This is a genomic window from Oligella ureolytica DSM 18253, assembly GCF_000373745.1.
Lineage (GTDB): Bacteria > Pseudomonadota > Gammaproteobacteria > Burkholderiales > Burkholderiaceae_B > Oligella > Oligella ureolytica.
In genome coordinates this window covers 38,771-61,986 of the sequence record NZ_KB892357.1, presented here as the reverse complement: position 1 = coordinate 61,986, position 23,216 = coordinate 38,771, and the positions used below count along the sequence as shown (strand labels likewise).

Below are 23,216 nucleotides of genomic sequence, written 5' to 3'. Positions count from 1 at the left end.
ATGCCTCAAGATGCAGAGATTTATTTGGCAGAGCCCCGCGGTTTCTGTGCCGGTGTCGATCGTGCGATCGATATTGTCGAGCGGGCGTTAGAGATTCATGGGGCGCCGATTTATGTGCGCCATGAGATTGTGCATAATCGCTTTGTAGTGGATTCACTGCGCGATAAGGGGGCTATCTTTATTGAGGAGCTGGACGAAGCGCCTGCGGGGTCAATCGTAGTGTTTTCAGCTCACGGTGTGGCTCTTGCTGTGCGTGAAGAAGCTGAGCGCCGTGGTTTACAGGTCTTTGATGCGACCTGCCCACTGGTGACTAAGGTGCATATGGAAGTTAAAAAAATGCACCGAGATAATCGTGAGGTGGTGATGATTGGCCATCGTGGTCACCCGGAGGTTGAGGGTACCTTAGGTCAGTCCGATGGCTTAATTCATTTGGTCGAGACACCTGAGGATGTCGCTAATTTAGTCGTTAATGATCCTGATAGTTTAGCGGTAGTAACTCAAACGACGTTATCAGTAGATGATGCGGCAGCGGTGACGGCAGCGCTCAAGGTGCGTTTTCCTAATATTATTGAGCCCAAAAAGAGCGATATTTGTTATGCCACACAAAATCGTCAGGACGCTGTGAAGTTGATGGCGCCCGATTGTGATGTCTTTTTTGTCGTAGGTAGCATTAACAGCTCCAACTCTAACCGTTTGCGTGAGGTGGCTGAGCGTTTGGGTTGTCCTTCTTATTTGGTAGATGGTCCGGAGTGTATCGATCCGCAATGGCTTGCGGGCGCGCAGCGTATTGGTATTACAGCCGGAGCGTCGGCGCCGGAGGTGCTGGTTCAAGATGTGATTGCTCGCCTTAAGTCGCTGGGCGCTATTTCTGTGCGTAAAATGCGAGGTATTGAGGAGAATGTGTCTTTTCCGCTGCCACGAGAGCTTTCTCGTAAGATGGTAGAAGGTTAATCGACATTGCTTTGACGAAACTCAAGTCTTTATTAGGGTTTTTACTTGAAATTAAGTAGACAGCCCTTATCATAGAGGGTGTGTTTAGTGACAGTGCTTGTTTTAGAAATTGTTACTATTATGTAGGCAAGTAGTTTATTTATTAGTGATACGATTACTAGTAATCAATACTCAAATAGCTTTTATTTGATTTACCACTCTCAAGGAGTAAATACTATGAAATTAAAAACATTAGCTTTAACTGCTTTATTATCTTTCGCTGCTGCACCGGCGATGGCTGCTGACTGCGCGATCGATATCGAAGCTAACGACATGATGCAGTTCAATACCAAAGAGATTTCTGTCAGCAAGTCATGTGACGAAGTAACTATCAACTTGAAGCACGTTGGTAATCTTCCAAAAGCAGCCATGGGTCATAACGTTGTTGTTTCTAAAGCTGCTGATGCACAAGCTATTGCCACTGAAGCCGCTGCTGCAGGTCCGGCTAACGACTACCTAAACAAAGACGACGAGCGTATCGTTGCTCACACAGAAATGATCGGTGGTGGCGAGACTTCTTCTACTACCTTTAAGCCTGCTGATTTAGCTGAAGGCGAGGAGTATACCTTCTTCTGCACCTTCCCTGGTCACTTTGCCATCATGAAGGGCGATATCAAGTTAGTTGACTAATTGCTTGGCGCTGATGACGCTTGTTGTTTAGTTACTATTAAAAGGCACAATCAAGTTTGGTTGTGCCTTTTGTGATCTTGTCAGAGGTTGCGCTTGCTTAAAGCAGTCCGTTTGCGACTGTTTTTTTGATGAAATGTAACATAAATGCAATAAACTAAACACTAATATAAAAACAGTCGGAGATTTAATTCGTCAAAAAAACTTTGCTAGCGGCAGCAATTCTAGTTGGTATGGCCGGTGTCTCACAGGCAGAGTCATCTGTCACTCTATATGGCTTAGTCGATGCAGGCTATGGTTACCAACATACCGAAACAAAGCGTCGTGGTGCGTATGAGCACGGTAAGATCAAGCGGAGCAATATTAACGTACATAGCGGTGTGATGAATGGTAACCGCTGGGGTCTAAAGGGCTCTGAAGATTTAGGTAACGGTACCTCAGCTATCTTTATTTTGGAAAGCGGTTTTGATCTTGCAAATGGTGAGTCCATTCAAGGTGGTCGTTTGTTTGGTCGCCAAGCCTTAGTTGGTCTAACTAGCGAAAACTGGGGTACTTTCAGTATCGGTCGTCAGTATAACGCCGGTGAGACATTTGTAGCGCCTATTGATCCTTTTGGTACCGGGGGTGGTTTTGCAGCTGCAAACAGCATTTTCGGCAACTCGATTTTTGATCGCTATGACAGCTCGATTAAGTACATGACTCCAAATCTTGGTGGCTTCAAGTTTGGTGTGTCCGCTGTGCATGATGATAGCGAGACTAAATATAGCGGATCGTTCGGTGATTACAAGGTCACCAGCCGCAGAGTGGGTGTGTCTACTGGTTTGAGCTACTCTAACGGTCCTATCTATATCGGTGCTACCTTTGATTACATTGATCAAAAAGATAGAGACCCTGATGCGCTCCCGACTCCTATTGATAGCAGACATAAGACAAAAGCGTGGAACATCGGTGGTACTTACGACTTTGATGTAGCTAAGCTTCATTTGTTGTATGGCGGTCAGCGTGATGGCTCGATCGGTGGTGTGGGTATGTTCGCTGCTAGAGTGGCAGCAGATGCGCCGATTGTTACCACAGGTTTTGATGGTGACGGTTTGAAGCAGCATTCTTGGTTGGCCGGTATCACGGCGCCGGTGGGTGATGCAGGTAACTTGATGTTCTCTTATGCCGGTAATGTGGTTAAAAATGAAGAAGTGGCGGATAATTTTAAAGTGAAGTCACATAACTTTGGTTTAGGCTATCGCCATAATTTATCTAAGCGCACATCGGTGTATGGTGTTGCTACTTATGGTTGGTCTGAGGGTAAAGAGCGTCACTTAGCCAATGGTACTGGTAAAGTCAAAGTGACTGCGACACAAGCTATTGTCGGTTTGCAGCATCGCTTCTAATCAATCCTATGCCTTATAGGTAGAAGCTAAATTAATAAGTTGAAAAGCCACTCTCTAGAAGAGTGGCTTTTCTTTATGAGCTAAGTAGCAAAGACGGTATTGATGTGATTTAGGTGTTGTTAAATCTGAGCAAAAGGGATGCTTTGTTGTGTTTTTGATACGAAAATCGTTGTTTTTGTGTTTTTTTTACAACGAAACTGTTGTTTTTGAGTTTAGGCGCGTTAAACTACAGTTGTTGTTCTAGTTCGGCTATTAAGTAATTAGCAACTTAACTTAATGTAATTTCTTAAGATGAGTGGCGGTACAGCTAGAACTAGAAGTTGTTTCAGTTTAGGGTGTCTTTGTTGTCATGCGGCAACAGAAGCTAAACTAAAACAGCAAAAAAGGGCAGATTTTGAGTTTAGTAGTAGTCAAGTAGCTCAAAATTTGGTGCAATAAACACATCTTCCCTTTGTGGAAAATTTAGAGGGCAGTCATTCTGACAAGTGAATATTGCAGATACTGTTCTAATTACTCAAATCTACGGAGATTTAACAAATGAAAAAGACTTTGCTAGCTGCAGCTCTTGTTACCGGTTTCGCCGGCGTTGCTCACGCAGAATCATCTGTCACTTTATACGGTATCGTTGATGCTGGTTACGGTTACCAGCAAGAGGAAGCCAAGTTCAAGGGCGGTACTGCTACTCAAAATGGTAAAATCACTACTAATAAAATTGGTGGTCACAGCGGTGTTCAAAACGGTAGCCGTTGGGGTTTAAAAGGCTCTGAAGACTTAGGTAACGGTACATCTGCTATCTTCGTATTAGAGAGCGGTTTTGATGTGATGAACGGTAGATCTCAACAAGATGGTCGTTTATTCGGTCGTCAAGCCTATGTTGGTTTAACTGGTGATAGCTGGGGTACCTTCACCATCGGTCGTCAGTATAACGCCGGTGATGCCTTCGTAGCTCCTATCGATCCATTCGGTACTGGCTGGGGTTTTGCTGGTATGGAAAATGTATTTGGTGGTTCAGTATCTGACCGTTACGACAGCGTAATCAAATATGTAACGCCTAACTTTGCTGGTTTCCAAGCCGGTTTGGGTCTTGTTTACAGTGACAAGGACGTTAAGACTAAAGGTTTTGGTGCTCCTACTGTTAAGGAAGAAAATACCCAAACTGGTGTTACCTTTGGTTTAGGTTACACTGCTGGTGCCTTATATGTTGGTGGTAGCTTTGATTACTTAAGAAACGAAGATACAAGAACTGTTGGCAACATCAAGAACGAAATTGATCGTAAGACTAAAGCTTGGAACATCGGTGGTACGTATGATTTCGACGTAGTTAAGTTGCACTTATTGTACGGTGGTCAAAAAGACGGCTCTATCTCTAACCCTGCTTTAACAGCTTATGGTGTTGGTGAGGCTTATGATTTCTACACTACTGGTTTAGGTGGTAATGAGTTCTTCGGTGATGGTTACACTCAGCACTCTTGGTTGGCAGGTTTGTCTGCTCCTGTGGGTGATGCCGGTAAGGTAATGTTCTCTTACGCTGGCTCAGTTGCTGATAACGATAAAGTAACTATTAATGGTGTTGCTGGTAAGTTAAAGGCTAAGACTCATAACTTTGCTTTAGGTTACCGTCACGCTTTATCTAAGCGTACCTCTGTTTACGGTGTAGCTTCTTACGGTTGGTCTGATTTAGACAACAATCGCACTAGCCATGAAGTTGAAACTAAGCGCACTCAAGCGATTATCGGTTTACAACACCGTTTCTAATTATCCGCATGGTCTAACCGTGTAGATAAATAGCTAAAAAAGCCACTCTTCGGAGTGGCTTTTTACATTTGTCTTTCTGTTCCTATTTCTGATCTGTTCTGATTGTTCTCTTTTCTCTAATTACTAATCTGTCGTATCATTGCCTAGTCAATAACTTGGTGTAATTTACAACACAATACGAAATCTTTGAATTTTATTGTAACGTCGTCGCTTGTGGTGTTCAGCTATCTACTTCGCCACTTAGGTGCTGTGTATTTACAATTAATAGTCGGGTTTTGTAATGCTTTAGCAATATTCTAACTACCCTTAGGGTGTTAGAAAATGATACAATAGAAAAGTTTATTTAAGCGCTATGTTTTGGTGGGGTTATGTAGTATGCAGGTTGTAACTTAGCCTTGATGTTTGCCTTAGATTTGACGATTCATAAGCTTTAGTAAAAAGGTGTTTCATGAATATAGCTGAGTATTTTCCGGTACTTATGTTTGTGCTGGTAGCAGGGGGCCTTGGGGTCCTATTGTTGTTGCTTGGGGTCGTATTAGGTCCCAGAAACCCATATGATGCGAAGCTGTCCCAGTTCGAGTGTGGTTTCGAGGCCTTCGATGATGCGCGCATGCGATTCGATATTCGTTACTACTTAGTCGCCATTTTGTTTATCCTATTCGACTTAGAGATTGCCTTTTTGTTCCCATGGGCGATTGCCAATGATCAAGTTGGTCTAGTCGGTTTCTTTACAGTCCTAGCATTTTTAGTCATCTTGACCGTTGGCTTTATCTATGAGTGGAAGAAAGGCGCGCTGGATTGGGATTAATTTTCAGAAAAGGGTTAGAAAATGTCTGAACAAACTCAATTAAAAGAAAAGGGCTTCCTGGTAACCTCAGTGGATGCGGTCATGAATTGGTACCAGACCGGTTCTATGTGGCCCGTTACCTTCGGTTTGGCCTGTTGTGCGGTGGAGATGATGCATGCGGGTGCGGCTCGTTATGACATGGACCAATTTGGTATTATTTTCCGTCCCACACCGCGTCAGTCAGATGTGATGATTGTTGCCGGTACCTTATGTAACAAAATGGCGCCTGCATTGCGCAAGGTCTATGACCAAATGGCCGAGCCGCGTTGGGTTGTATCTATGGGCTCCTGTGCCAATGGTGGCGGTTATTATCATTATTCTTATTCGGTGGTTCGAGGCTGTGACCGTGTAGTGCCGGTCGATATCTATGTGCCGGGCTGTCCGCCGACATCTGAGGCGTTGATTTATGGCTTGCTTCAGTTACAAAACAAGATCCGTCATTCCAAGACGGTTGCTCGTGAAGCGTAGGGGGCTTTGATGACACGCTTACATAATTTACAGCAAACCTTAGTCAATCTTTTGGGTGAGCAGGCTCAATTAGTAGAGCATGCCAATCAATTGACACTGACAGTGAGTCCGGAGCATTGGATTCAAACCTGCTCAATGCTACGAGAGCATGAGGATTTGCATTTTGAGCAGGCCATTGATCTTTGCGGTGTGGACTATCTTACCTACGGTGGCGTATCAGTTCATCCCGAGGATAATCAGCCGATATTGCATGGCGCAGATGGTCAGGGTGAAGAGGTGGTTGCAGAGGCTTCCGACATGATGCAGACTGAGCAGCCAAGTCAGTTCCCGGGTCGCTTTGCCGTGGTGTTGCACTTGTTATCTCTTAAGCATAATTGGCGCTTACGTGTACGCACCTTCCCTCAAAGTAATGATTTCCCGGTTGTACCGAGTCTGGTCAATATCTGGAATGGTCTTGATTGGTTTGAGCGCGAAGCGTTTGACCTGTTCGGTATTGTTTTTGAGGGTCATCCGGATTTACGACGTATTTTGACTGACTATGGCTTTATTGGTCATCCTTTCCGCAAGGACTTCCCGGTGATTGGTCATGTTGAGATGATTTATGATCCTGAAACTCAACGTGTAGTTTATCAACCCGTCACAATTGAAAATCGTGAGATCACGCCACGTGTGATTCGCGAAGAGGGTTATGGAGCAGGGCAAGAGTAATTATGGCAGATATTAAAAGTTATAACTTAAACTTTGGTCCACAGCACCCGGCAGCTCACGGCGTATTACGCTTGATTCTTGAGCTTAATGGTGAGGTGATTTTACGCGCTGACCCGCATATCGGTTTATTACACCGCGGTACCGAAAAGCTCGCAGAGCAGCGTACCTACCTCCAAGCGTTGCCGTATATGGACCGTTTGGACTATGTTTCTATGATGGTCAATGAGCATGCGTTTTGCTTGGCCACCGAAAAGCTTTTAGGTATCGAGGTACCTAAGCGTGCGCAGTATATTCGCACTATGTTTGACGAGATCACTCGTATCCTGAATCACTTGATGTCCGTCGGTTCTCATGCGCTTGACGTAGGCGCGATGGCCGTTTTCTTATATGCTTTCCGTGACCGTGAGTACCTCATGGACTGTTATGAGGCAGTTTCCGGTGCGCGCTTGCATGCGGCCTATTATCGTCCCGGTGGTGTTTACCGTGACTTGCCTGATAGCATGCCGAAGCACGAGATTGACTCTAAGTATCGCAGCGTTCGCGAGATGAAGCGATTAAACGAATGGCGTCAGGGTTCTTTGCTCGATTTTATCGAGGCCTTCGTTGATTATTATCCTTCCGCTATTGATGAGTACGAGACCCTACTGACTGATAACCGTATCTGGAAGCAGCGTTTGGTTGATGTGGGTGTGGTGACACCTGAGCGTGCGCTCAATAAGGGCTTTACAGGTGTGATGTTACGCGGTTCAGGAGTCGAGTGGGATATCCGTCGTAAGCAGCCTTATGCCGCATATGATGAGTTGGACTTTGATATTCCTGTCGGTGTCAATGGCGACAGCTACGATCGTTACTTATGTCGTATCGCAGAGTTACGCGAGAGCACCAAGATCATTAAGCAGTGTGTACAGTGGTTACGTGCCAACCCCGGTCCGGTAATTGTCGAAGACCATAAAATCGCACCCCCTAAGCGTGTCGATATGAAAACCGGTATGGAGGAGTTGATCCATCACTTCAAGTTATTCTCCGAGGGTTACCCTGTGCCTGAGGGTGAGGCGTACGCCGGCGTTGAGCACCCCAAGGGTGAGTTTGGTATTTATATGATTTCCGATGGTGCTAATAAGCCATATCGTATGAAGATCCGTGCACCGGGCTTTGTGCATTTACAGGGCCTAGACGAAATGTCACGCGGTCATATGCTGGCGGATGCGGTCACCATTATTGGTACGCAGGATATTGTATTTGGTGAGATTGACCGCTAGGGAGCCACGCTTCACAGCATCAATGAATTACAGGAATTAAAAATGTTACTTTCTGAACAGGCTTATAAACAGATTGACAAGGAATTGGCTAAGTATCCTGCCGATCAGCGTCAATCAGCAGTGATGGCTGCATTGCGTATTGCCCAAGTGGAAAAAGGCTGGGTTTCGGATGAGGTGATTGTCGATGTGGCCGAGTATATCGGTATGCCGGCAATTGCTGTACAAGAGGTCGCCACCTTTTACGATATGTATGAATTAAAGCCGGTAGGTAAATACAAGCTCACAGTCTGTACTAACCTGCCCTGTGCTTTAAGAGATGGCGAAAAAACTGCGCACTACATTAGTGAAAAATTAGGTATTGCAATTGGCGAAACAACTGCAGACGGCTTGATTACTTTACAAGAAAGTGAGTGTCAAGGCGCGTGCGGTGATTCACCTGTTTTATTAATTAATAACCATCATATGTGTGTCCGCATGGACAAAGAGCGTATCGATGAGTTGTTAGCCGATATTCAAAGTGAGGGTTAATCGTTATGGGTTTACAACGAATTATCCAAAAGTATAGCGGCGGACTGGAAATTAACCCGGGTGGTGATTTGGCGAACAGCATGATTTTTCATGGTCGTCATATTAATCCCCAAATTCTAAAAGGTTTAGACGGTACTAACTGGGGTATCGAGGGTTATATGGCGCGTGGTGGCTATGAGGTCCTACGCAAAATCTGCTCCGGCGAGTTAGATCGAGAAACCGTTATCAATGAGTTAAAGCTTTCTGCTTTGCGTGGCCGTGGTGGGGCAGGCTTCCCTACGGGTCTGAAGTGGAGCTTTATGCCTAAGTCCTACGAGGGGCAGATGTATGTTGTCTGTAACTCTGACGAGGGTGAGCCGGGTACATTTAAAGACCGCGATATCTTGCGTTTTAATCCTCACTCTGTGATTGAGGGCATGATCATTGCCGGTTTTGCCATGGGCGCATCGGTGGGTTACAACTACATCCACGGTGAGATTTTTGAGGTCTATGAGCGTTTTGAAGAAGCGCTTGAGCAGGCTCGTGCACATGGCTTCTTAGGCGATAACCTACTCGGTAGTGATTTCAGCTTCCAATTGCATGCACATCATGGTTATGGAGCTTATATTTGTGGTGAAGAGACCGCTTTGCTGGAGTCACTAGAGGGCAAAAAGGGTCAGCCACGCTTTAAACCGCCATTCCCAGCCGGTTTCGGTGTCTATGGCAAGCCGACCACGATTAACAACACAGAAACCTTTGCCAGTGTACCTTATGCGCTAGCGATGGGTGGTCAGCAGTATTTAGAGCTTGGTAAGCCTAACAACGGTGGTACTAAGTTATTTTCTATTACAGGTGACGTTGAGCGTCCCGGCGTGTATGAAATCCCTATGGGTACACCCTTTGCGACCTTATTAGAGCTCGCAGGCGGTATGCGTAATGGCGCCAAGCTAAAAGCAGTCATTCCGGGCGGTTCAAGTGCGCCGGTGTTGCCGGCAGACATCATGATGGACTGTACGATGGACTATGACAGCATTGCCAAAGCCGGCTCGATGTTGGGTTCCGGCGCGGTGACCGTGATGGACGATAGCCGTTGCATGGTTCGTTCGTTACTGCGTTTGTCTTACTTCTATATGCACGAGAGCTGCGGTCAGTGTACTCCTTGTCGTGAGGGGACCGGTTGGTTATGGCGAGTTGTTAACCGTATCGAACACGGGGAAGGTCGTCCGGAGGATCTGGATGAGCTTGATCGTATCGCCGGCAACATCATGGGTCGCACGATTTGTGCCCTTGGTGACGCAGCTGCCATGCCGGTTAAGGGTTTCTTAAAGCATTTCCGTGATGAGTTCGCGTACCACATTGAACATAAGCAATGTGTCGTAGCGCCATATATTTAATAGGTTTTTACCATGGTTGAACTTACCGTTGATGGCAAGAAAGTATCAGTTCCTGAGGGCAGCTTCGTTATGCATGCGGCCACGGAATTAGGTCTTTACGTGCCACACTTTTGTTATCACAAAAAATTATCCATTGCCGCTAACTGCCGTATGTGCTTAGTGGAGGTTGAAAAAGCGCCTAAGGCGTTACCGGCTTGTGCGACACCTGTTGCCGAGGGCATGGTGGTGCACACTAAATCGCCCAAGGCCTTAGCAGCACAGCAAGCTGTGATGGAGTTTTTATTAATTAATCACCCCCTCGATTGTCCAATCTGTGACCAGGGCGGTGAGTGTCAGTTACAAGACTTGGCTGTGGGTTACGGCCACGATGCCAGTAACTATAAAGAAGAAAAGCGTGTGGTTTTCCATAAGTCAATGGGTCCACTGATCTCCGCAGAGGAGATGACGCGTTGTATCCACTGTACTCGTTGCGTGCGCTTTGGCCAAGAGATTGGCGGCGTCATGGAATTAGGTATGGTACATCGCGGTGAGCATGCTGAAATTACCTCATATTTAGGTGAGGCAGTAAGCTCTGAGCTTTCGGGTAATATGATTGATTTATGCCCGGTTGGTGCCTTGACTTCTAAGCCTTTCCGTTACCAAGCCCGTACTTGGGAATTAGCACGACGTCGCTCAGTGAGCCCGCACGATAGCGTGGGTTCCAATATCGTGGTTCAGGTTAAAAATGAGCGCGTACTCCGTGTGGTGCCATTTGAAAATGAAGCAGTTAACGAGTGTTGGATTAGCGACAAGGATCGTTTCTCCTACGAAGGTTTATATGCCGAAGATCGTCTAACCACACCGATGGTCAAGAGCGATGATGGCGTCTGGCGCGAAACCTCTTGGGAAGATGCCTTAGTTGCCGCTACCGATCTGCTAATTAAGGCCAACGAACAGCAAGGTGTTGGCAGTATCGGTGCGTTTGCCGCTGAATACGCTACACTCGAAGAAATGAGCTTACTCAGTAAGTTGATTCGTGGTTTAGGTTCTGACCATATTGATAGCCGTCTACGTCTGGGTGATGAAAATATCGACAAGGCATTAGAGGGTACACCTTGGTTGGGTATGCCGATTGCCGAGTTAAATACGCTTGATGGCGTGTTAATTGTTGATAGTAATTTACGTCAAGACCACCCATTATTTGCTCAGCGCTTACGTCAGGCAGCTAAAGCCGGTGCGCGTATTGTGTTACTGGACAGTAACGGTGAGGACCCATTGTTCCCGGTCGCCGCTCGCCTAACCGTCGCACCTAGCCAGCTATGTGCTGCGATTGATAGCATTGGCAAAGCAATCGCTAAGCTTCAAGAAGGTGCTGAGGTTGATGAAAACGATCAGTTCAGTCAAATTGCCAATATCTTAATCAGCGGTACAAAGCCTGCTGTATTTATGGGTAACGGCGTATTGAGTAAGTCTTCTGCGAGTAATGTCCTCGCGCACAGCCATGTTCTTGCGCAAGCTTTGGAAGCACCTTTAGGTTACTTGACCCGTGGTGCTAACCACGTGGGAGCATGTGTTGCCGGTGCCGCCCCTCAAAATGGCGGAATGAATGCAGCACAAATGATGAAGAATCCACTCAGTGCCTATGTTGTATTGCATGCAGAGAGCTTGGACTTTGATGATCCGATTCGCGCTCGCGAGTTGTTTGCTCAAGCCTCAACCATTGCGTTAACTTCTTATGCTTCTGATGCTAAGCAGTGGGCCAAAGTCATGCTACCGGTCGGTCCGTTTACAGAGACCTCAGGTACCTTTATTAATGCTGAGGGCCGTGCGCAAAGCTTTAAAGGCGTGGTTCCGGCGCTGGGTAATAGTCGCCCGGCTTGGAAGGTATTACGCGTTATCGGTAATTTATTAAAATTAGCGGATTTCGACGCTGAAAGTTCTGAAGCGATTCGTGATGTCGTCTTAGCACAAAACTATACCGGTCAGTTTAATAATCAAGTCAAGGCAGAGCCTTATAATCCTAATGTCGCGGTAAATGCTTTTGAGCGTGTGGCTAATATGCCAATTTACCGCTCGGATGCGGTTGTTCGTCGTGCGCCGGCGTTACAGCAACAAACGCCTAAGTTGGTTGCCGGTCTTAATGCCGCTACCATGGCCGCATTAGAGGTTGAAGAGGGCGATCAGGTACTTGTTAAGAGTAATCGTGGCGAGGTCGTTCTACCGGTTAAATTGCAAAATCAGCTGGTTGATAACACGGTCAGCGTACCATTGGGCTATGAGCAAACTGCTGTACTTGGTGGTGCCCTTGTTCAATTATCAGTGGAGAAAGTCTAATGAATACTAATATTTGGGGCTGGTTTACTGATGCTGTTTCAGCAATTGACACATGGGGTGCCGGTTTGCTTGGCGAAACCCTGTGGTTGGTCATCTGGACAGTTATCTTGATCCTTGTGATCGCGATGCCGATTATTATTTGTGTGGCTTTCTTAACACTTTGGGAGCGTCGCATGATTGGTTATATGCATATGCGTCGTGGTCCTAACCGTGTGGGTCCCGGTGGTATTTTACAGCCTTTTGCTGACGTTCTTAAGCTACTGACTAAGGAAGTGATCGTACCGTCCAAAGCGCACAAGGTCATGTATAAGTTATCACCTATTATGACTTTGGTTCCGGCACTCGCCGCTTGGGCTGTGATTCCCTTTGGTCCCGAAGCGGTGTTGGCCAATGTCAACGCAGGTATTTTATACATTGCAGCGATTACTGCCTTAGGTGTTTACGGGGTGATTTTTGCCGGTTGGGCATCTAACTCTAAGTATCCGTTTTTGGGTGCGATGCGTGCATCAGCGCAAATGATTTCTTATGAGTTATCGCTAACCATGGTTTTGGTGACGGTGATTTTAGTTTCCGGCACGATGAACATGAACGGCATTGTCTTCCAGCAGACCGAAGGGTTTTTTGCAGATAAGGGCTTAACTATCCTTTCTTGGAACTTTATCCCATTATTCCCTTTATTCATTGTGTACATTATCTCGATCGTAGCTGAGACTAACCGTCACCCCTTTGACGTGGTAGAGGGCGAGTCTGAGATTGTTGCGGGTCACATGGTTGAGTACTCCGGCATGGGCTTTGCCATGTTCTTCCTGGCAGAGTACGCCAATATGATTTTATTGTCGGCTCTCTGCTCCATCTTCTTCTTAGGTGGTTGGTCAGCGCCGTTCGATATTATTCCATTCACATGGATCCCGGGCTGGTTGTGGTTAGGTCTTAAGACCTTCTGCGTGGTATCACTATTTATTTGGTTCCGTGCATCGTTCCCACGCTTCCGTTATGACCAGATCATGCGCTTAGGTTGGAAGGTGTTCATTCCTGTTACCGTGGTCTGGTTCTTGGTGGTGGCGGTTTGGATGCAAACACCATTAAGTATTTGGAATTAAGGGTGAAATTATGAGTAAATTTAAACGCTTTGTTGACAGCTTTATGCTGAAAGAGTTGCTAAAAGGGATGATGCTCACCGGCGGTTATTTCTTTAAGCCGAAGTTCACCCTTAAGTATCCCTACGAGAAAACACCAATGTCTCCTCGTTTCCGTGGTTTACATGCTTTACGTCGCTACCCTAATGGGGAAGAGCGTTGTATTGCCTGTAAATTGTGTGAGGCGGTGTGTCCGGCCATGGCGATCACCATTGAATCGCATGAACGCGAAGACGGTACACGTCGCACAAGCCGATACGATATTGATTTAACCAAGTGCATTTTCTGTGGTTTTTGTGAAGAAAGTTGCCCGGTTGACTCAATTGTCGAGACGCACATTCACGAGTATCACGGTGAAAAGCGCGGTGATTTGTACTTCACAAAAGACATGTTGCTGGCGATTGGCGATCGTTATGAAGACGAAATCGCTAAGCGTCGTGAAGCAGATGCGCCGTATCGCTAATAGGTGGAGATCATGATTTTTTCAACAGTTCTTTTTTATATTTTGGCCTTTGTGGCAATCGTCGCGGGAGCACGCGTCGTTCTGTCACGTAGTCCGGTGGTTGCCGCCTTACATCTGATGCTGACTTTCTTCACTGCGTCTATGCTGTGGATTTTAATTGGCGCAGAGTATCTCGGCCTATTGCTGGTCATTATTTACGTCGGTGCCGTGATGGTGATGTTCCTCTTCGTGGTGATGATGATTGATATCGTACCGGAGAGTTTACGTCGCGGTTTCCGTGCTTATTTGCCGCTCGGCCTGGTGGTTGGTGGGGTGATGGTATTAGAAATTGCTTCTGTGTTGGGTACTGTCTATTTTGGTACTGGCGGACCGATTGCTCAGGACTTACCTTCGTCCTATAACAACGTGGTTGAAATCGGTAATGCGATGTACACCGAGTATAGCTATGCGATCCAAGTCGGTGCTTTAGTTTTATTAGTCGGTATGATTGCTGCCGTAGGTATCACCTTACGTGAGCGTAAAAATCGTAAATACACTAGCGTTAGCGAGCAACTAAGAGCTAATCCAAAAGAGCGCGTACGTTTAGTGAATATTGCTTCGGAAGCAGAGGCTCAACAGCTAGCTGTCGCTGAAAATCAAGAGGGAGAGAGCAAATGACATTGAGTTTGGCGCATTATTTGATATTAGGCGCAGTGCTATTTGCCATTGGGGTTTTTGGAATTGTCTTAAACCGTCGCAATATGATTGGTATTTTGATGTCAATTGAATTGATTTTGTTATCGGTCAATATGAACTTTGTGGCATTTTCTCAATGGCATCCCGGGCCTGATGGGCTACCGGATACGGCAGGACAAATCTTTGTGTTTTTTGTCTTGACGGTTGCTGCTGCTGAAGCTGCTATTGGTTTAGCTATTTTAGTGATGCTATTCCGTAAGATTAACTCGATTAACGTTGACGACATTGGTCGTCTGCAAGGCTAAGGGGGTAAACCATGGAATCAACTTTATCTCCAATGTTCTTACTCGCTATCGCCTTAGCGCCTTTGCTGGGGTCGATTGTGGTGGGTTTATTTGGTACCGGCTTTTTCGGTCGCCAAGTAACACGTACCGGCGGACATGGCCTTACGATTGCACTAGTAGCTTTTTCTACCATTGCTTCCTTATATGTGTTGTACCAAGTCGTTGTCAACGATGCGTACTTCAATGAGACGATCTATACGTGGGCGCTTATCGGTACGGTACCTATTGAGATCGGGTTTTTAGTGGATTCACTGACAGCCACAATGATGGTTGTGGTGACTTCGGTGTCACTGATGGTTCATATTTATACCATCGGCTACATGTCTGACGATCCCGGCTATAACCGTTTCTTTAGTTATATTTCACTCTTTACTTTCTCTATGTTGATGTTAGTAATGGCAAACAATATGCTTTTACTATTCTTCGGCTGGGAGGCAGTAGGTTTAGTGTCTTATCTATTGATTGGTTTCTGGTACGAAAGACCAACGGCTATTTTTGCCAATATGAAGGCCTTCTTAGTTAACCGTGTCGGTGACTTCGGTTTCTTATTAGGTATCGGTCTGTTATTTGCTTATAGCGGCAGTCTTAACTACGAGCAGGTATTTGCGAGCAGCTCTTTATTGTCATTTACTTATTTACCAGGTACGGATTGGACCATCGTTACCGTGGCAGCGATTTGTTTGTTTATCGGTGCGATGGGTAAATCAGCTCAGGTGCCATTACATGCTTGGTTACCTGACTCGATGGAAGGTCCTACGCCGATCTCTGCGTTAATTCACGCGGCAACCATGGTAACCGCCGGTATCTTTATGGTGGCGCGTTTCTCTCCGGTGTTTGAGTTATCTAACACTGCGTTGTCCTTAGTGATTATTGTGGGTGCGATTGGTGCGTTATTCCTCGGTATTCTTGGTTTAATTCAAAACGATATTAAGCGTGTCGTTGCTTACTCGACTTTATCGCAATTAGGTTATATGACCGTAGCGCTGGGTGCTTCAGCCTACAGTGCAGCAGTATTCCATCTAATGACTCACGCTTTCTTCAAGGCGTTATTGTTCTTAGGCGCGGGTTCAGTCATTATCGGTATGCACCACAATCAAGATATCCGCTACATGGGTGCGATTCGTAAGTATATGCCGATTACATGGATTACCTTCTTGATCGGTACGCTGTCTTTGGTCGGTACACCTTTCTTCTCAGGTTACTATTCCAAAGAGCACATCATTGAAGCAGCTCACGCAGCCAATGTCTGGGGTGCAAGCTTCGCGTACTACTGTGTACTCATCGGTGTGTTTGTTACGTCGCTCTACTCGTTCCGCTTGTACTTTGTCGTGTTCCACGGTAAAGAGCGCTTTGATCAGGTACCTGCCGACGATCCGCATCGCTTGGCAGAAGGTGAGAAGCCAAAAGAATCTTCTTGGGTGGTTACTTTGCCATTGATTCTGTTGGCCATTCCTTCAGTACTTGTTGGGGCATGGGCGATTGAGCCGATGTTATTCGGTGATTTCTTCAATAACGTGATTTACGTTGATGGTGCACTGCATCCTGCGATGGCTACGATTGCATCAACTTTCCATGGTTGGTATGCTTACGGCTTACATGCTGTTCAGACAGTACCATTCTGGTTAGTGGTGGCCGGTTTTGTCGTAGCGCTCTATCTCTATGTGATTAGCCCAACAACACCCGCTAAAATTTACAATGCCTTCTCCGGTGTTAACCGTATTTTGGAAAACAAATACTATGTTGACTGGGTTTATGAGAATGTCTTTGCCCGTGGTGCGCGCGTGATTGGTAAGGGCTTCTGGAAGGGCGGCGATAGAGGCGTGATTGACGGCTTCATCATTGGTGGTAGTACCAAGCTGATTGCCGGTATTGCGGCGATTAGCCGTAAGCTACAATCCGGTTATGTCTATCACTATGCAGCGTCCATGTTGGTAGGTGTTATTGTTTTAATCTCTTTCTTTGTATTGGTGCGATAAGATGACAACATTTCCTTGGCTTTCCTTATCGATTTTTGTGCCAATTATTGCCGGTATCTTTGTACTCGTGTTCGGTCATGATGACCGAGCTGAGTACACCAAGAAAATGGCCTTGGTCGGTGCGATCGTTAGTTTCTTAGTCACTCTGCCGTTACTAATCGGTTTTGACTCAACGACTGCAGAAATGCAGTTTGTGGAAAGTGTGCGTTGGATTTCGGCATTTAACGCACACTATCATCTGGGTATTGACGGTATTTCCGTTTGGTTAGTGCTTTTAACCGCATTTATTACCATTATGGTAGTGATTGCCGGTTGGAAGGTGATCACTGACCGTGTCGCACAGTACTTTGCATCTTTCCTGATCTTGTCAGGCATGATGGTCGGTGTATTTGCGGCACTCAACGGCTTATTGTTCTACGTGTTTTTCGAGGCGACTCTAATCCCTATGTACATCATCATCGGTGTATGGGGTGGTCCAAATCGTGTTTACGCAGCCTTTAAGTTCTTCCTATATACCTTATTAGGTTCTTTATTGACCCTAGTTGCTTTCATCTACCTATACACCAAGGCCGGTACCTTTGATATCGCCGCTTGGCATGCATTACCGCTAACGCTCAATGAACAGCTGTTTATCTTCGTTGCGCTTTTTGCAGCCTTTGCGGTCAAAGTGCCTATGTGGCCGGTACATACGTGGTTACCTGATGCTCACGTTGAAGCGCCGACCGGTGGTTCTATCGTCTTAGCAGCGATCATGCTGAAACTGGGTGCTTACGGTTTCTTGCGTTTTTCTTTACCCATTGCGCCGGATGCCTCTCACGAGCTTGCTTGGTTGATGATCGCTTTGTCGCTAGTGGCATTAATCTACATTGGTCTAGTGGCCATTGTTCAAGACGATATGAAGAAGCTGGTCGCTTATTCATCCGTTGCTCATATGGGTTTCGTGACCTTAGGTGCTTTCCTATTTACTGAAGCCGGTGTTGAGGGTGCCATTGTTCAAATGATCTCTCACGGTTTTGTCTCCGGTGCGATGTTTATGTGTATCGGTGTGCTGTATGACCGTTTACATAGCCGCCAGATTGCCGATTACGGTGGTGTGGTCAAGGTCATGCCTAAGTTTGTGACTTTCTTTGTGCTGTTCTCAATGGCTAATAGTGGTCTACCTGCGACATCGGGTTTCGTCGGTGAGTTTTACGTGATCATGGGTGCGGTTGATTTCAACTTCTGGGTTGGTCTGTTAGCTGCAACGTCATTGATTTTAAGTGCCTCTTACTCACTATGGATGGTTAAACGAGTGGCTTACGGTCCTGTGACAAATCCTGAGGTTTCAAAAATGCTCGATATCGATAATCGTGAGTTTTTGGTCCTAGGTCTGTTTGCAATCTTTGTGTTGTATATGGGTATTCATCCGAAACCATTTACTGATGTGATGCATGTTTCAGTTCAGCATTTGCTAGAACAGGTTGCACAATCCAAACTGTAGGTTAGAACAATGATAGAAAATCAATTTAATTTTGCCATGGCCTTGCCGGAGATCTTGCTTTGTCTCTTGGCAATGGGTGTGTTGTTGGTCGATGCCTTTGCTCGCAGTAAGGACAGTGTGTTGTCTTATGCCGCTAGTTTGGCTTCGTTAATTTTGATATTGTTGGTAGTTTTGTTCCAGTGGAATGCCGGTGTTAGCGGTTCTACCTTCTATCAAATGTATGTAGCAGACTCACTCGGCCATTTCCTTAAGGTCGGCTCAGTCATTGCCGTGATTGTGACCTTGATTTACAGCCGTCAATACTTAGTTGACCGTAGTATGGTCAAAGGTAATGAGTTTTACGGTTTGGTCTTATTCTGTTTATTAGGCCAGTTTGTGATGATTTCGGCCTCCAGCACCCTGACGATTTACTTAGGTTTAGAGTTGATGTCTTTATCACTTTACGCCTTAGTGGCTTTACGTCGTGACTCGCTAAACAGCGCCGAAGCGGCAATGAAGTACTTCATCTTAGGCTCTCTAGCTTCCGGTGTGTTGTTGTACGGTATTTCACTTATCTACGGTGCAACCGGTGCAATTCACTTGGCTGCCATTATGCAAAGCTTGCAGAGTGGTGAGGCAGAGTTAACTGTCTTACTGCTTGGTTTGGTGTTTGTGGTGTCAGGGATTGCCTTTAAGTTTGGTGCGGTACCGTTCCATATGTGGGTGCCTGACGTTTACCAAGGTGCGCCAACTGCTGTTGCGCTGACTATTGGTTCCGCTCCTAAGTTCGCCGTGATGGCGATGGCTTTACGCTTCTTAATTGAAGGGCTAAGTGAAGTAGCGATTAGCTGGCAGCCAATGCTGATCATTATGGCTGTGTTGTCTTTAGCCATTGGTAATATCACGGCGCTTTTACAGACTAACTTTAAGCGTTTATTGGGTTACTCAACCATTTCTCATATCGGTTTTGTTCTCTTAGGCTTACTCGCCGGTGTCGATGCTAATGGTCAGGTGACGAGCGGTGCTTATGCCACTGCCTTGTTCTACCTAGTGACTTATGTGTTAACCACATTAGCCAGCTTCGGTATCATTTTGATCTTGAGCCGCGCGGGCTTTGAATCAGAAGAAATCTCTGACTTCAAGGGCTTAAACCGTCGTAGTCCTTGGTTAGCCTTTGGTGTGTTAATCCTGATGTTCTCACTGGCCGGTATCCCGCCTTTTGTTGGCTTCTACGCCAAGTTAGCGGTGTTGCAGTCAGCAGTTAGTGCCGGTCACGTTTGGTTAGCGGTGGTTGCCGTTCTCTTCTCTCTTATCGGTGCATTCTACTACTTGCGTGTAGTGAAAGTGATGTACTTCGATGAGCCTGAAAAGGACGCACCTGCATTAAACTCATCATTGAGTTTCCGCGAAGGTGTGTTATCTATCAATAATTTATTAATTCTTGTTTTAGGTATCTTGCCAGGCGGCTTAATGGCTCTATGTGTACAGGTTATTGATGCTTCATTGAAGTTCTAATTACCGAGTGCTGTGGCACTTTGAACATTGAATAACACCGAATTCCTTGAGAGGAGTTCGGTGTTTTTTTTGGGGGTGCTGAGTAAATGAGTTTTAAGTTATATAAAATTATAGCTTGTAGGCTATAATATGCTTTGTGTATTAAGTGGAGCAATAATATGGAAGTCGTAAATTTAAAAGAATTAATAACTAAACGTTCCGAAGAGAGTCAAGAGCGAATTAACCAGTTATGCGATGAGATCCTCTTGGATAATGCTTTGATGCAGTTAAGAAATGAAGTTCGACTATCTCAGCAAGAGCTTGCTAAAAGAATGGGAATTTCTCAGCCATCACTGTCTGCTATGGAAAAGATTAATCTCAATATGAAATTAACAACCCTCAAAAAATATATTGAAGCAATCGGTGGCAAGGTTTCCCTTAGTGTTGAGCTTCCTAGCTCCAAGAAAATAGTAATAAAGATTTAATAGAAAGCACTCGGTTTAAAGATTCGCTTTGAACGTGCTTGAATGATCGAAAATTCCACTCTGAACTCTGAATTCTGAAAGAGGGGAACTGTTCAAGAGCCTTCGTAACATGACCCTTGAACTCGTGAATCTGATAGTTCCCATGGAGCCTTTGCCGTTTTCAAGGCTGTTTTTTGTTTTTTTGAGTGTTTTATCAATTGACTACTTCGTAGACTTCGTCGCAAGGTAAGCTAAGCAATTTTGCTGCCATCTCTGCTCTGAGTTCAACTATGCGAGCTTTTTCTTCTGGCGTTTTATTTTCCTTATCTACGATCGCAATAAATTCCGGTAGAAGTAAACCGTCTTTGACTTGTAATTTTACTGTCTTGCCACGATAGGAAAACTCAAAATAATACAGTTCTACTCGCGGACCGCGTCCGCTTCGACGCAAACTGGGGTCAATGTGATATCGATTATCGGTGACAGCACGGGTCACCATTTCTATTGCATCGCGAGCTCCGCGTCCGGGAGTAAATGGTGTGCGAACTTCAATTTCACGACGTTCCGGTGGATTGCCGTTATCTAGAAGAGGCAGTGCCAGCCGCATGACTTGAAAAGCATGGGCAACACCATTTAGAAGAACAGTACCATGATAGCGGAGTAAATCCTCGTGGGTGTAGCTAAAAAGTTGACCATTTTCTTTAACAATTATTGTCGCTGATTTCATATTGATAAGATCCTATAGTTTGAAACAAAAAACTTCTTTGTCGCACCGATGGAACTTGAATTTCCTAGTAGGTGCGACTCGCTGCCTAACTCTTAATCAACGAGCTCGTAGATATCCTCGCAAGGAGCACCGAGTAGCCTATCTGACATGTCCACTTTGAGTACTTCAAGTCGTGCGTCTTCTTCTGCTGTTCGATCTTTTTTGTGTTCGAGCGTAACGAACTCCTCTCGTACCAAGCCCTCTTTAACTTGTAGTTTAACTGTTGTACCACGATAGTTAAAAACAAAATAATATCTGGCTAACAATGGACCTCTTTCAGTGCGAGCTAAGTTTGGATCGATGTGGTACCGGCCATCGGTGGTGGCGCGAGTGACCATTTCTATACCATCTCGGCCACCGGGTCCTTGAAAGGCAGTGTGAATTTCAATTTCGCGACGCTCTGGTGGATTACCATTATCCAGCAAAGGGATTGCGCGTCGCAGTACCTGAAAAGCATGAGCAACACCGCCAGGAAAACCGGTACCGTGGTAGTTAGTTAGATCTTTGTGACGGTAGGTAAAAAGTTGACCGTTTTCTTTGACAGTTATTTCAGCTGTGTTCATTGAGAGTAACTCCTGTTTCTACATATCAAAAAGACCATGAATCATGGTCTTTTTCTTTGCCATTTAGTTTTATGGCGAGTGATTAAATGTCTACTTGACGTAGATGATTAAGCTTCAACTAGAACCACTTCAAATAGTTCGTCAGAGCTTAGTGGCAGGATTCTATCGGCCAATTCAAGTCGAAGTTCTGCGAGTAACTCGTTTTCTTCATCATTGCGTTTTGGCTTTCTGGCTAAGGCAATATAATCGTCACGAATGTGCTCTGGTTTAATGCGTGTCTCGACGACTTTGCCGCGATACTCAAGGCGGAAATAGTATTTACCAGTTGGACCCTCGGTCACATCGTCACCACCGAGTGAGGTGTCTATCTTGTAACGACCGCTAGTTACGGCGCGTGCGAGCATTTCGAAGGCGTCTCTGGCGCCTGGACCTGGAAATGCTGTCGTAATTTGTAGCTCACGACGCTCGACTGGTTTACCATCTTCTAATAGTGGCAAAGCAAGTTCAAGTACCTTAAACGCTTGTGATAGACCGCATGGCGATTTGTAGCCATGGTATTTGATAAAATCATCATAGGTGAAAGTCATTAAGTTGTCATTTTCAGAAACGGTCAGTGTTGACATGTGTTGATCCTTATTCATACGATTGTTAAAAACACGGAATTTCTCTAATTGAAATCCCTATGCACAAAAATATTACATAGGAAAAGCCCTGGACTGTCAAAATGGTATTTTCGTTGACTTCGTACGAAAATATCGTACGAAGTCAAACAAATTATTTTTTATTTCTAATTGGCTAAGTCAGCGTTTAGTGTTTTAACAATTTTTGCCCCTATCGTAAATGACTCTCGCCAAATGCAAGTGATGGTTCTTTCTTCGGATAATGCTTGGGGCAATTGAATAATAGAGATATTGTTCGGTAGTGGTATGCTCTCGACCCACCTTTTAGGCATGAGAGCAAAACCATAACCTGCTAATACCAGCGCTAGCCGATGGCTGATGCTAAGACCATAACTTCGGGTCAAGGCCGAGTTCAGCATAGGTTCTAAACCTCGAGTGATTATCTCGGGTATAAAGTCGTCCTCACTCAATGGTAACAAACTGAGGGCGGATGGGGTGACGGGATCCAATAGCGGTTTTTCTAAATCAGAGCGGCAGAGCAGAACAAAAGACTCATGAAATAACTCGGCATGGGAAAAGCCGTCCGGCACCTCCGTTGAAGCAGTAATAAGAAAATCAATCTCTCGTTCCTGTAGGCGACGTAAAAGACCGTGGTGCTTACCGCTAACAACCTCAACCTTGGTTTGATTTGAGTCTTGTTGGCACTTCTCTATGATATGCAGCAAATCATTAGGAGAGAGCGATGAAATCACCCCAACACGCAAGGTTGGTCCGAAGGGAATAGGGCTGTCATTACGTAGATTTTCAAGCTGCGTAATACTGGCTAAAACAGAAGCAATAACATCTAATACTGTATTGCCGTAAGTGGTTGGGGAAACCCTATTGCCACGTTCAAAGATTGCCTGACCTAGGGAGCCTCTGAAAATCTCAGCTTATTCTTGAGCTTTTCTGAAAACGACTCGAAAACTCAAAAAAACAGCTAAAAAAGATCGCTTTCAAGGTA

The 23,216-nt window shown here is 45.5% G+C and carries 23 protein-coding genes; 19 read left to right on the top strand and 4 right to left on the bottom strand.

Annotated features, from left to right (window positions below; all coding sequences use genetic code 11):
- The 19 genes from ispH (at nt 1) to B092_RS0112660 (ending at nt 20,285) form a co-directional block, all read left to right on the top strand.
- Nucleotides 1-951 carry a 4-hydroxy-3-methylbut-2-enyl diphosphate reductase gene (gene ispH, locus B092_RS0112750; RefSeq protein WP_018575614.1) on the top strand — a complete coding sequence of 317 codons (951 nt, stop codon included), beginning with the start codon at nt 1-3 and terminating at the stop codon, nt 949-951.
- A gap of 216 nt (nt 952-1,167) precedes the next feature.
- Nucleotides 1,168-1,620, top strand: coding sequence for an azurin (gene azu / locus B092_RS0112745; protein WP_018575613.1), 453 nt, complete (start codon nt 1,168-1,170; stop codon nt 1,618-1,620).
- A gap of 203 nt (nt 1,621-1,823) precedes the next feature.
- Complete coding sequence (locus B092_RS0112740; RefSeq protein ID WP_026253783.1) at nt 1,824-3,002, top strand: porin; 1,179 nt, start codon at nt 1,824-1,826, stop codon at nt 3,000-3,002.
- Nucleotides 3,003-3,539: 537 nt separating this feature from the next.
- Nucleotides 3,540-4,757, top strand: a complete 1,218-nt coding sequence (locus B092_RS0112735) for a porin (RefSeq protein ID WP_018575611.1) — start codon at nt 3,540-3,542, stop codon at nt 4,755-4,757.
- A 448-nt stretch (nt 4,758-5,205) separates the two neighbouring features.
- Nucleotides 5,206-5,565, top strand: coding sequence for an NADH-quinone oxidoreductase subunit A (ndhC, locus tag B092_RS0112730; RefSeq protein WP_018575610.1), 360 nt, complete (start codon nt 5,206-5,208; stop codon nt 5,563-5,565).
- A gap of 21 nt (nt 5,566-5,586) precedes the next feature.
- Complete coding sequence (locus tag B092_RS0112725) at nt 5,587-6,072, top strand: NuoB/complex I 20 kDa subunit family protein (RefSeq protein WP_018575609.1); 486 nt, start codon at nt 5,587-5,589, stop codon at nt 6,070-6,072.
- A 9-nt stretch (nt 6,073-6,081) separates the two neighbouring features.
- The gene (locus B092_RS0112720; RefSeq protein WP_018575608.1) at nt 6,082-6,780 is read left to right on the top strand and encodes an NADH-quinone oxidoreductase subunit C; all 699 of its coding nucleotides are present in this window, start codon (nt 6,082-6,084) and stop codon (nt 6,778-6,780) included.
- 2 nt (nt 6,781-6,782) lie between these two features.
- On the top strand, nt 6,783-8,039 hold the full coding sequence (locus B092_RS0112715; RefSeq protein WP_018575607.1) for an NADH-quinone oxidoreductase subunit D: 1,257 nt from the start codon (nt 6,783-6,785) through the stop codon (nt 8,037-8,039).
- Between the two features lie 42 nt (nt 8,040-8,081).
- Entirely contained in the window at nt 8,082-8,567 is a 486-nt protein-coding gene (nuoE, locus tag B092_RS0112710; RefSeq protein ID WP_018575606.1) for an NADH-quinone oxidoreductase subunit NuoE, read from the top strand.
- Nucleotides 8,568-8,572: 5 nt separating this feature from the next.
- Nucleotides 8,573-9,940: an NADH-quinone oxidoreductase subunit NuoF gene (nuoF, locus tag B092_RS0112705; protein WP_018575605.1), complete on the top strand. Its 1,368-nt coding sequence runs from the start codon at nt 8,573-8,575 to the stop codon at nt 9,938-9,940.
- Nucleotides 9,941-9,952: 12 nt separating this feature from the next.
- On the top strand, nt 9,953-12,253 hold the full coding sequence (nuoG, locus tag B092_RS0112700) for an NADH-quinone oxidoreductase subunit NuoG (protein ID WP_018575604.1): 2,301 nt from the start codon (nt 9,953-9,955) through the stop codon (nt 12,251-12,253).
- Entirely contained in the window at nt 12,253-13,353 is a 1,101-nt protein-coding gene (gene nuoH / locus B092_RS0112695) for an NADH-quinone oxidoreductase subunit NuoH (protein WP_018575603.1), read from the top strand. Before nuoG ends, nuoH begins: the two co-directional genes overlap by 1 nt.
- Nucleotides 13,354-13,363: 10 nt before the next feature.
- The gene (gene nuoI, locus B092_RS0112690) at nt 13,364-13,852 is read left to right on the top strand and encodes an NADH-quinone oxidoreductase subunit NuoI (protein ID WP_018575602.1); all 489 of its coding nucleotides are present in this window, start codon (nt 13,364-13,366) and stop codon (nt 13,850-13,852) included.
- Between the two features lie 12 nt (nt 13,853-13,864).
- On the top strand, nt 13,865-14,509 hold the full coding sequence (locus B092_RS0112685) for an NADH-quinone oxidoreductase subunit J (protein WP_018575601.1): 645 nt from the start codon (nt 13,865-13,867) through the stop codon (nt 14,507-14,509).
- A complete protein-coding gene (nuoK, locus tag B092_RS0112680) occupies nt 14,506-14,832 on the top strand; it encodes an NADH-quinone oxidoreductase subunit NuoK (protein WP_018575600.1) in 327 nt (108 codons plus the stop codon). The genes B092_RS0112685 and nuoK overlap by 4 nt, the downstream gene beginning before the upstream one ends.
- A gap of 11 nt (nt 14,833-14,843) precedes the next feature.
- The gene (nuoL, locus tag B092_RS0112675; protein WP_018575599.1) at nt 14,844-16,847 is read left to right on the top strand and encodes an NADH-quinone oxidoreductase subunit L; all 2,004 of its coding nucleotides are present in this window, start codon (nt 14,844-14,846) and stop codon (nt 16,845-16,847) included.
- Nucleotide 16,848: 1 nt separating this feature from the next.
- Complete coding sequence (locus B092_RS0112670) at nt 16,849-18,327, top strand: NADH-quinone oxidoreductase subunit M (protein ID WP_018575598.1); 1,479 nt, start codon at nt 16,849-16,851, stop codon at nt 18,325-18,327.
- A 9-nt stretch (nt 18,328-18,336) separates the two neighbouring features.
- Complete coding sequence (gene nuoN, locus B092_RS0112665; RefSeq protein ID WP_018575597.1) at nt 18,337-19,821, top strand: NADH-quinone oxidoreductase subunit NuoN; 1,485 nt, start codon at nt 18,337-18,339, stop codon at nt 19,819-19,821.
- 158 nt (nt 19,822-19,979) lie between these two features.
- Nucleotides 19,980-20,285, top strand: a complete 306-nt coding sequence (locus tag B092_RS0112660; RefSeq protein WP_018575596.1) for a helix-turn-helix domain-containing protein — start codon at nt 19,980-19,982, stop codon at nt 20,283-20,285.
- Between the two features lie 193 nt (nt 20,286-20,478).
- Here B092_RS0112660 and B092_RS0112655 read toward each other — a convergent pair whose 3' ends face one another.
- The 4 genes from B092_RS0112655 to B092_RS14520 form a co-directional block, all read right to left on the bottom strand.
- Nucleotides 20,479-20,991, bottom strand: a complete 513-nt coding sequence (locus tag B092_RS0112655; protein WP_018575595.1) for a hypothetical protein — start codon at nt 20,989-20,991, stop codon at nt 20,479-20,481.
- Between the two features lie 92 nt (nt 20,992-21,083).
- Nucleotides 21,084-21,593 (bottom strand): hypothetical protein, encoded by a 510-nt coding sequence (locus tag B092_RS0112650; RefSeq protein ID WP_018575594.1) that lies wholly within the window; start codon nt 21,591-21,593, stop codon nt 21,084-21,086.
- A gap of 107 nt (nt 21,594-21,700) precedes the next feature.
- The gene (locus B092_RS0112645) at nt 21,701-22,216 is read right to left on the bottom strand and encodes a hypothetical protein (protein WP_018575593.1); all 516 of its coding nucleotides are present in this window, start codon (nt 22,214-22,216) and stop codon (nt 21,701-21,703) included.
- 164 nt (nt 22,217-22,380) lie between these two features.
- Entirely contained in the window at nt 22,381-22,977 is a 597-nt protein-coding gene (locus B092_RS14520; protein ID WP_018575592.1) for a substrate-binding domain-containing protein, read from the bottom strand.
- Nucleotides 22,978-23,216: the final 239 nt, after the last annotated feature.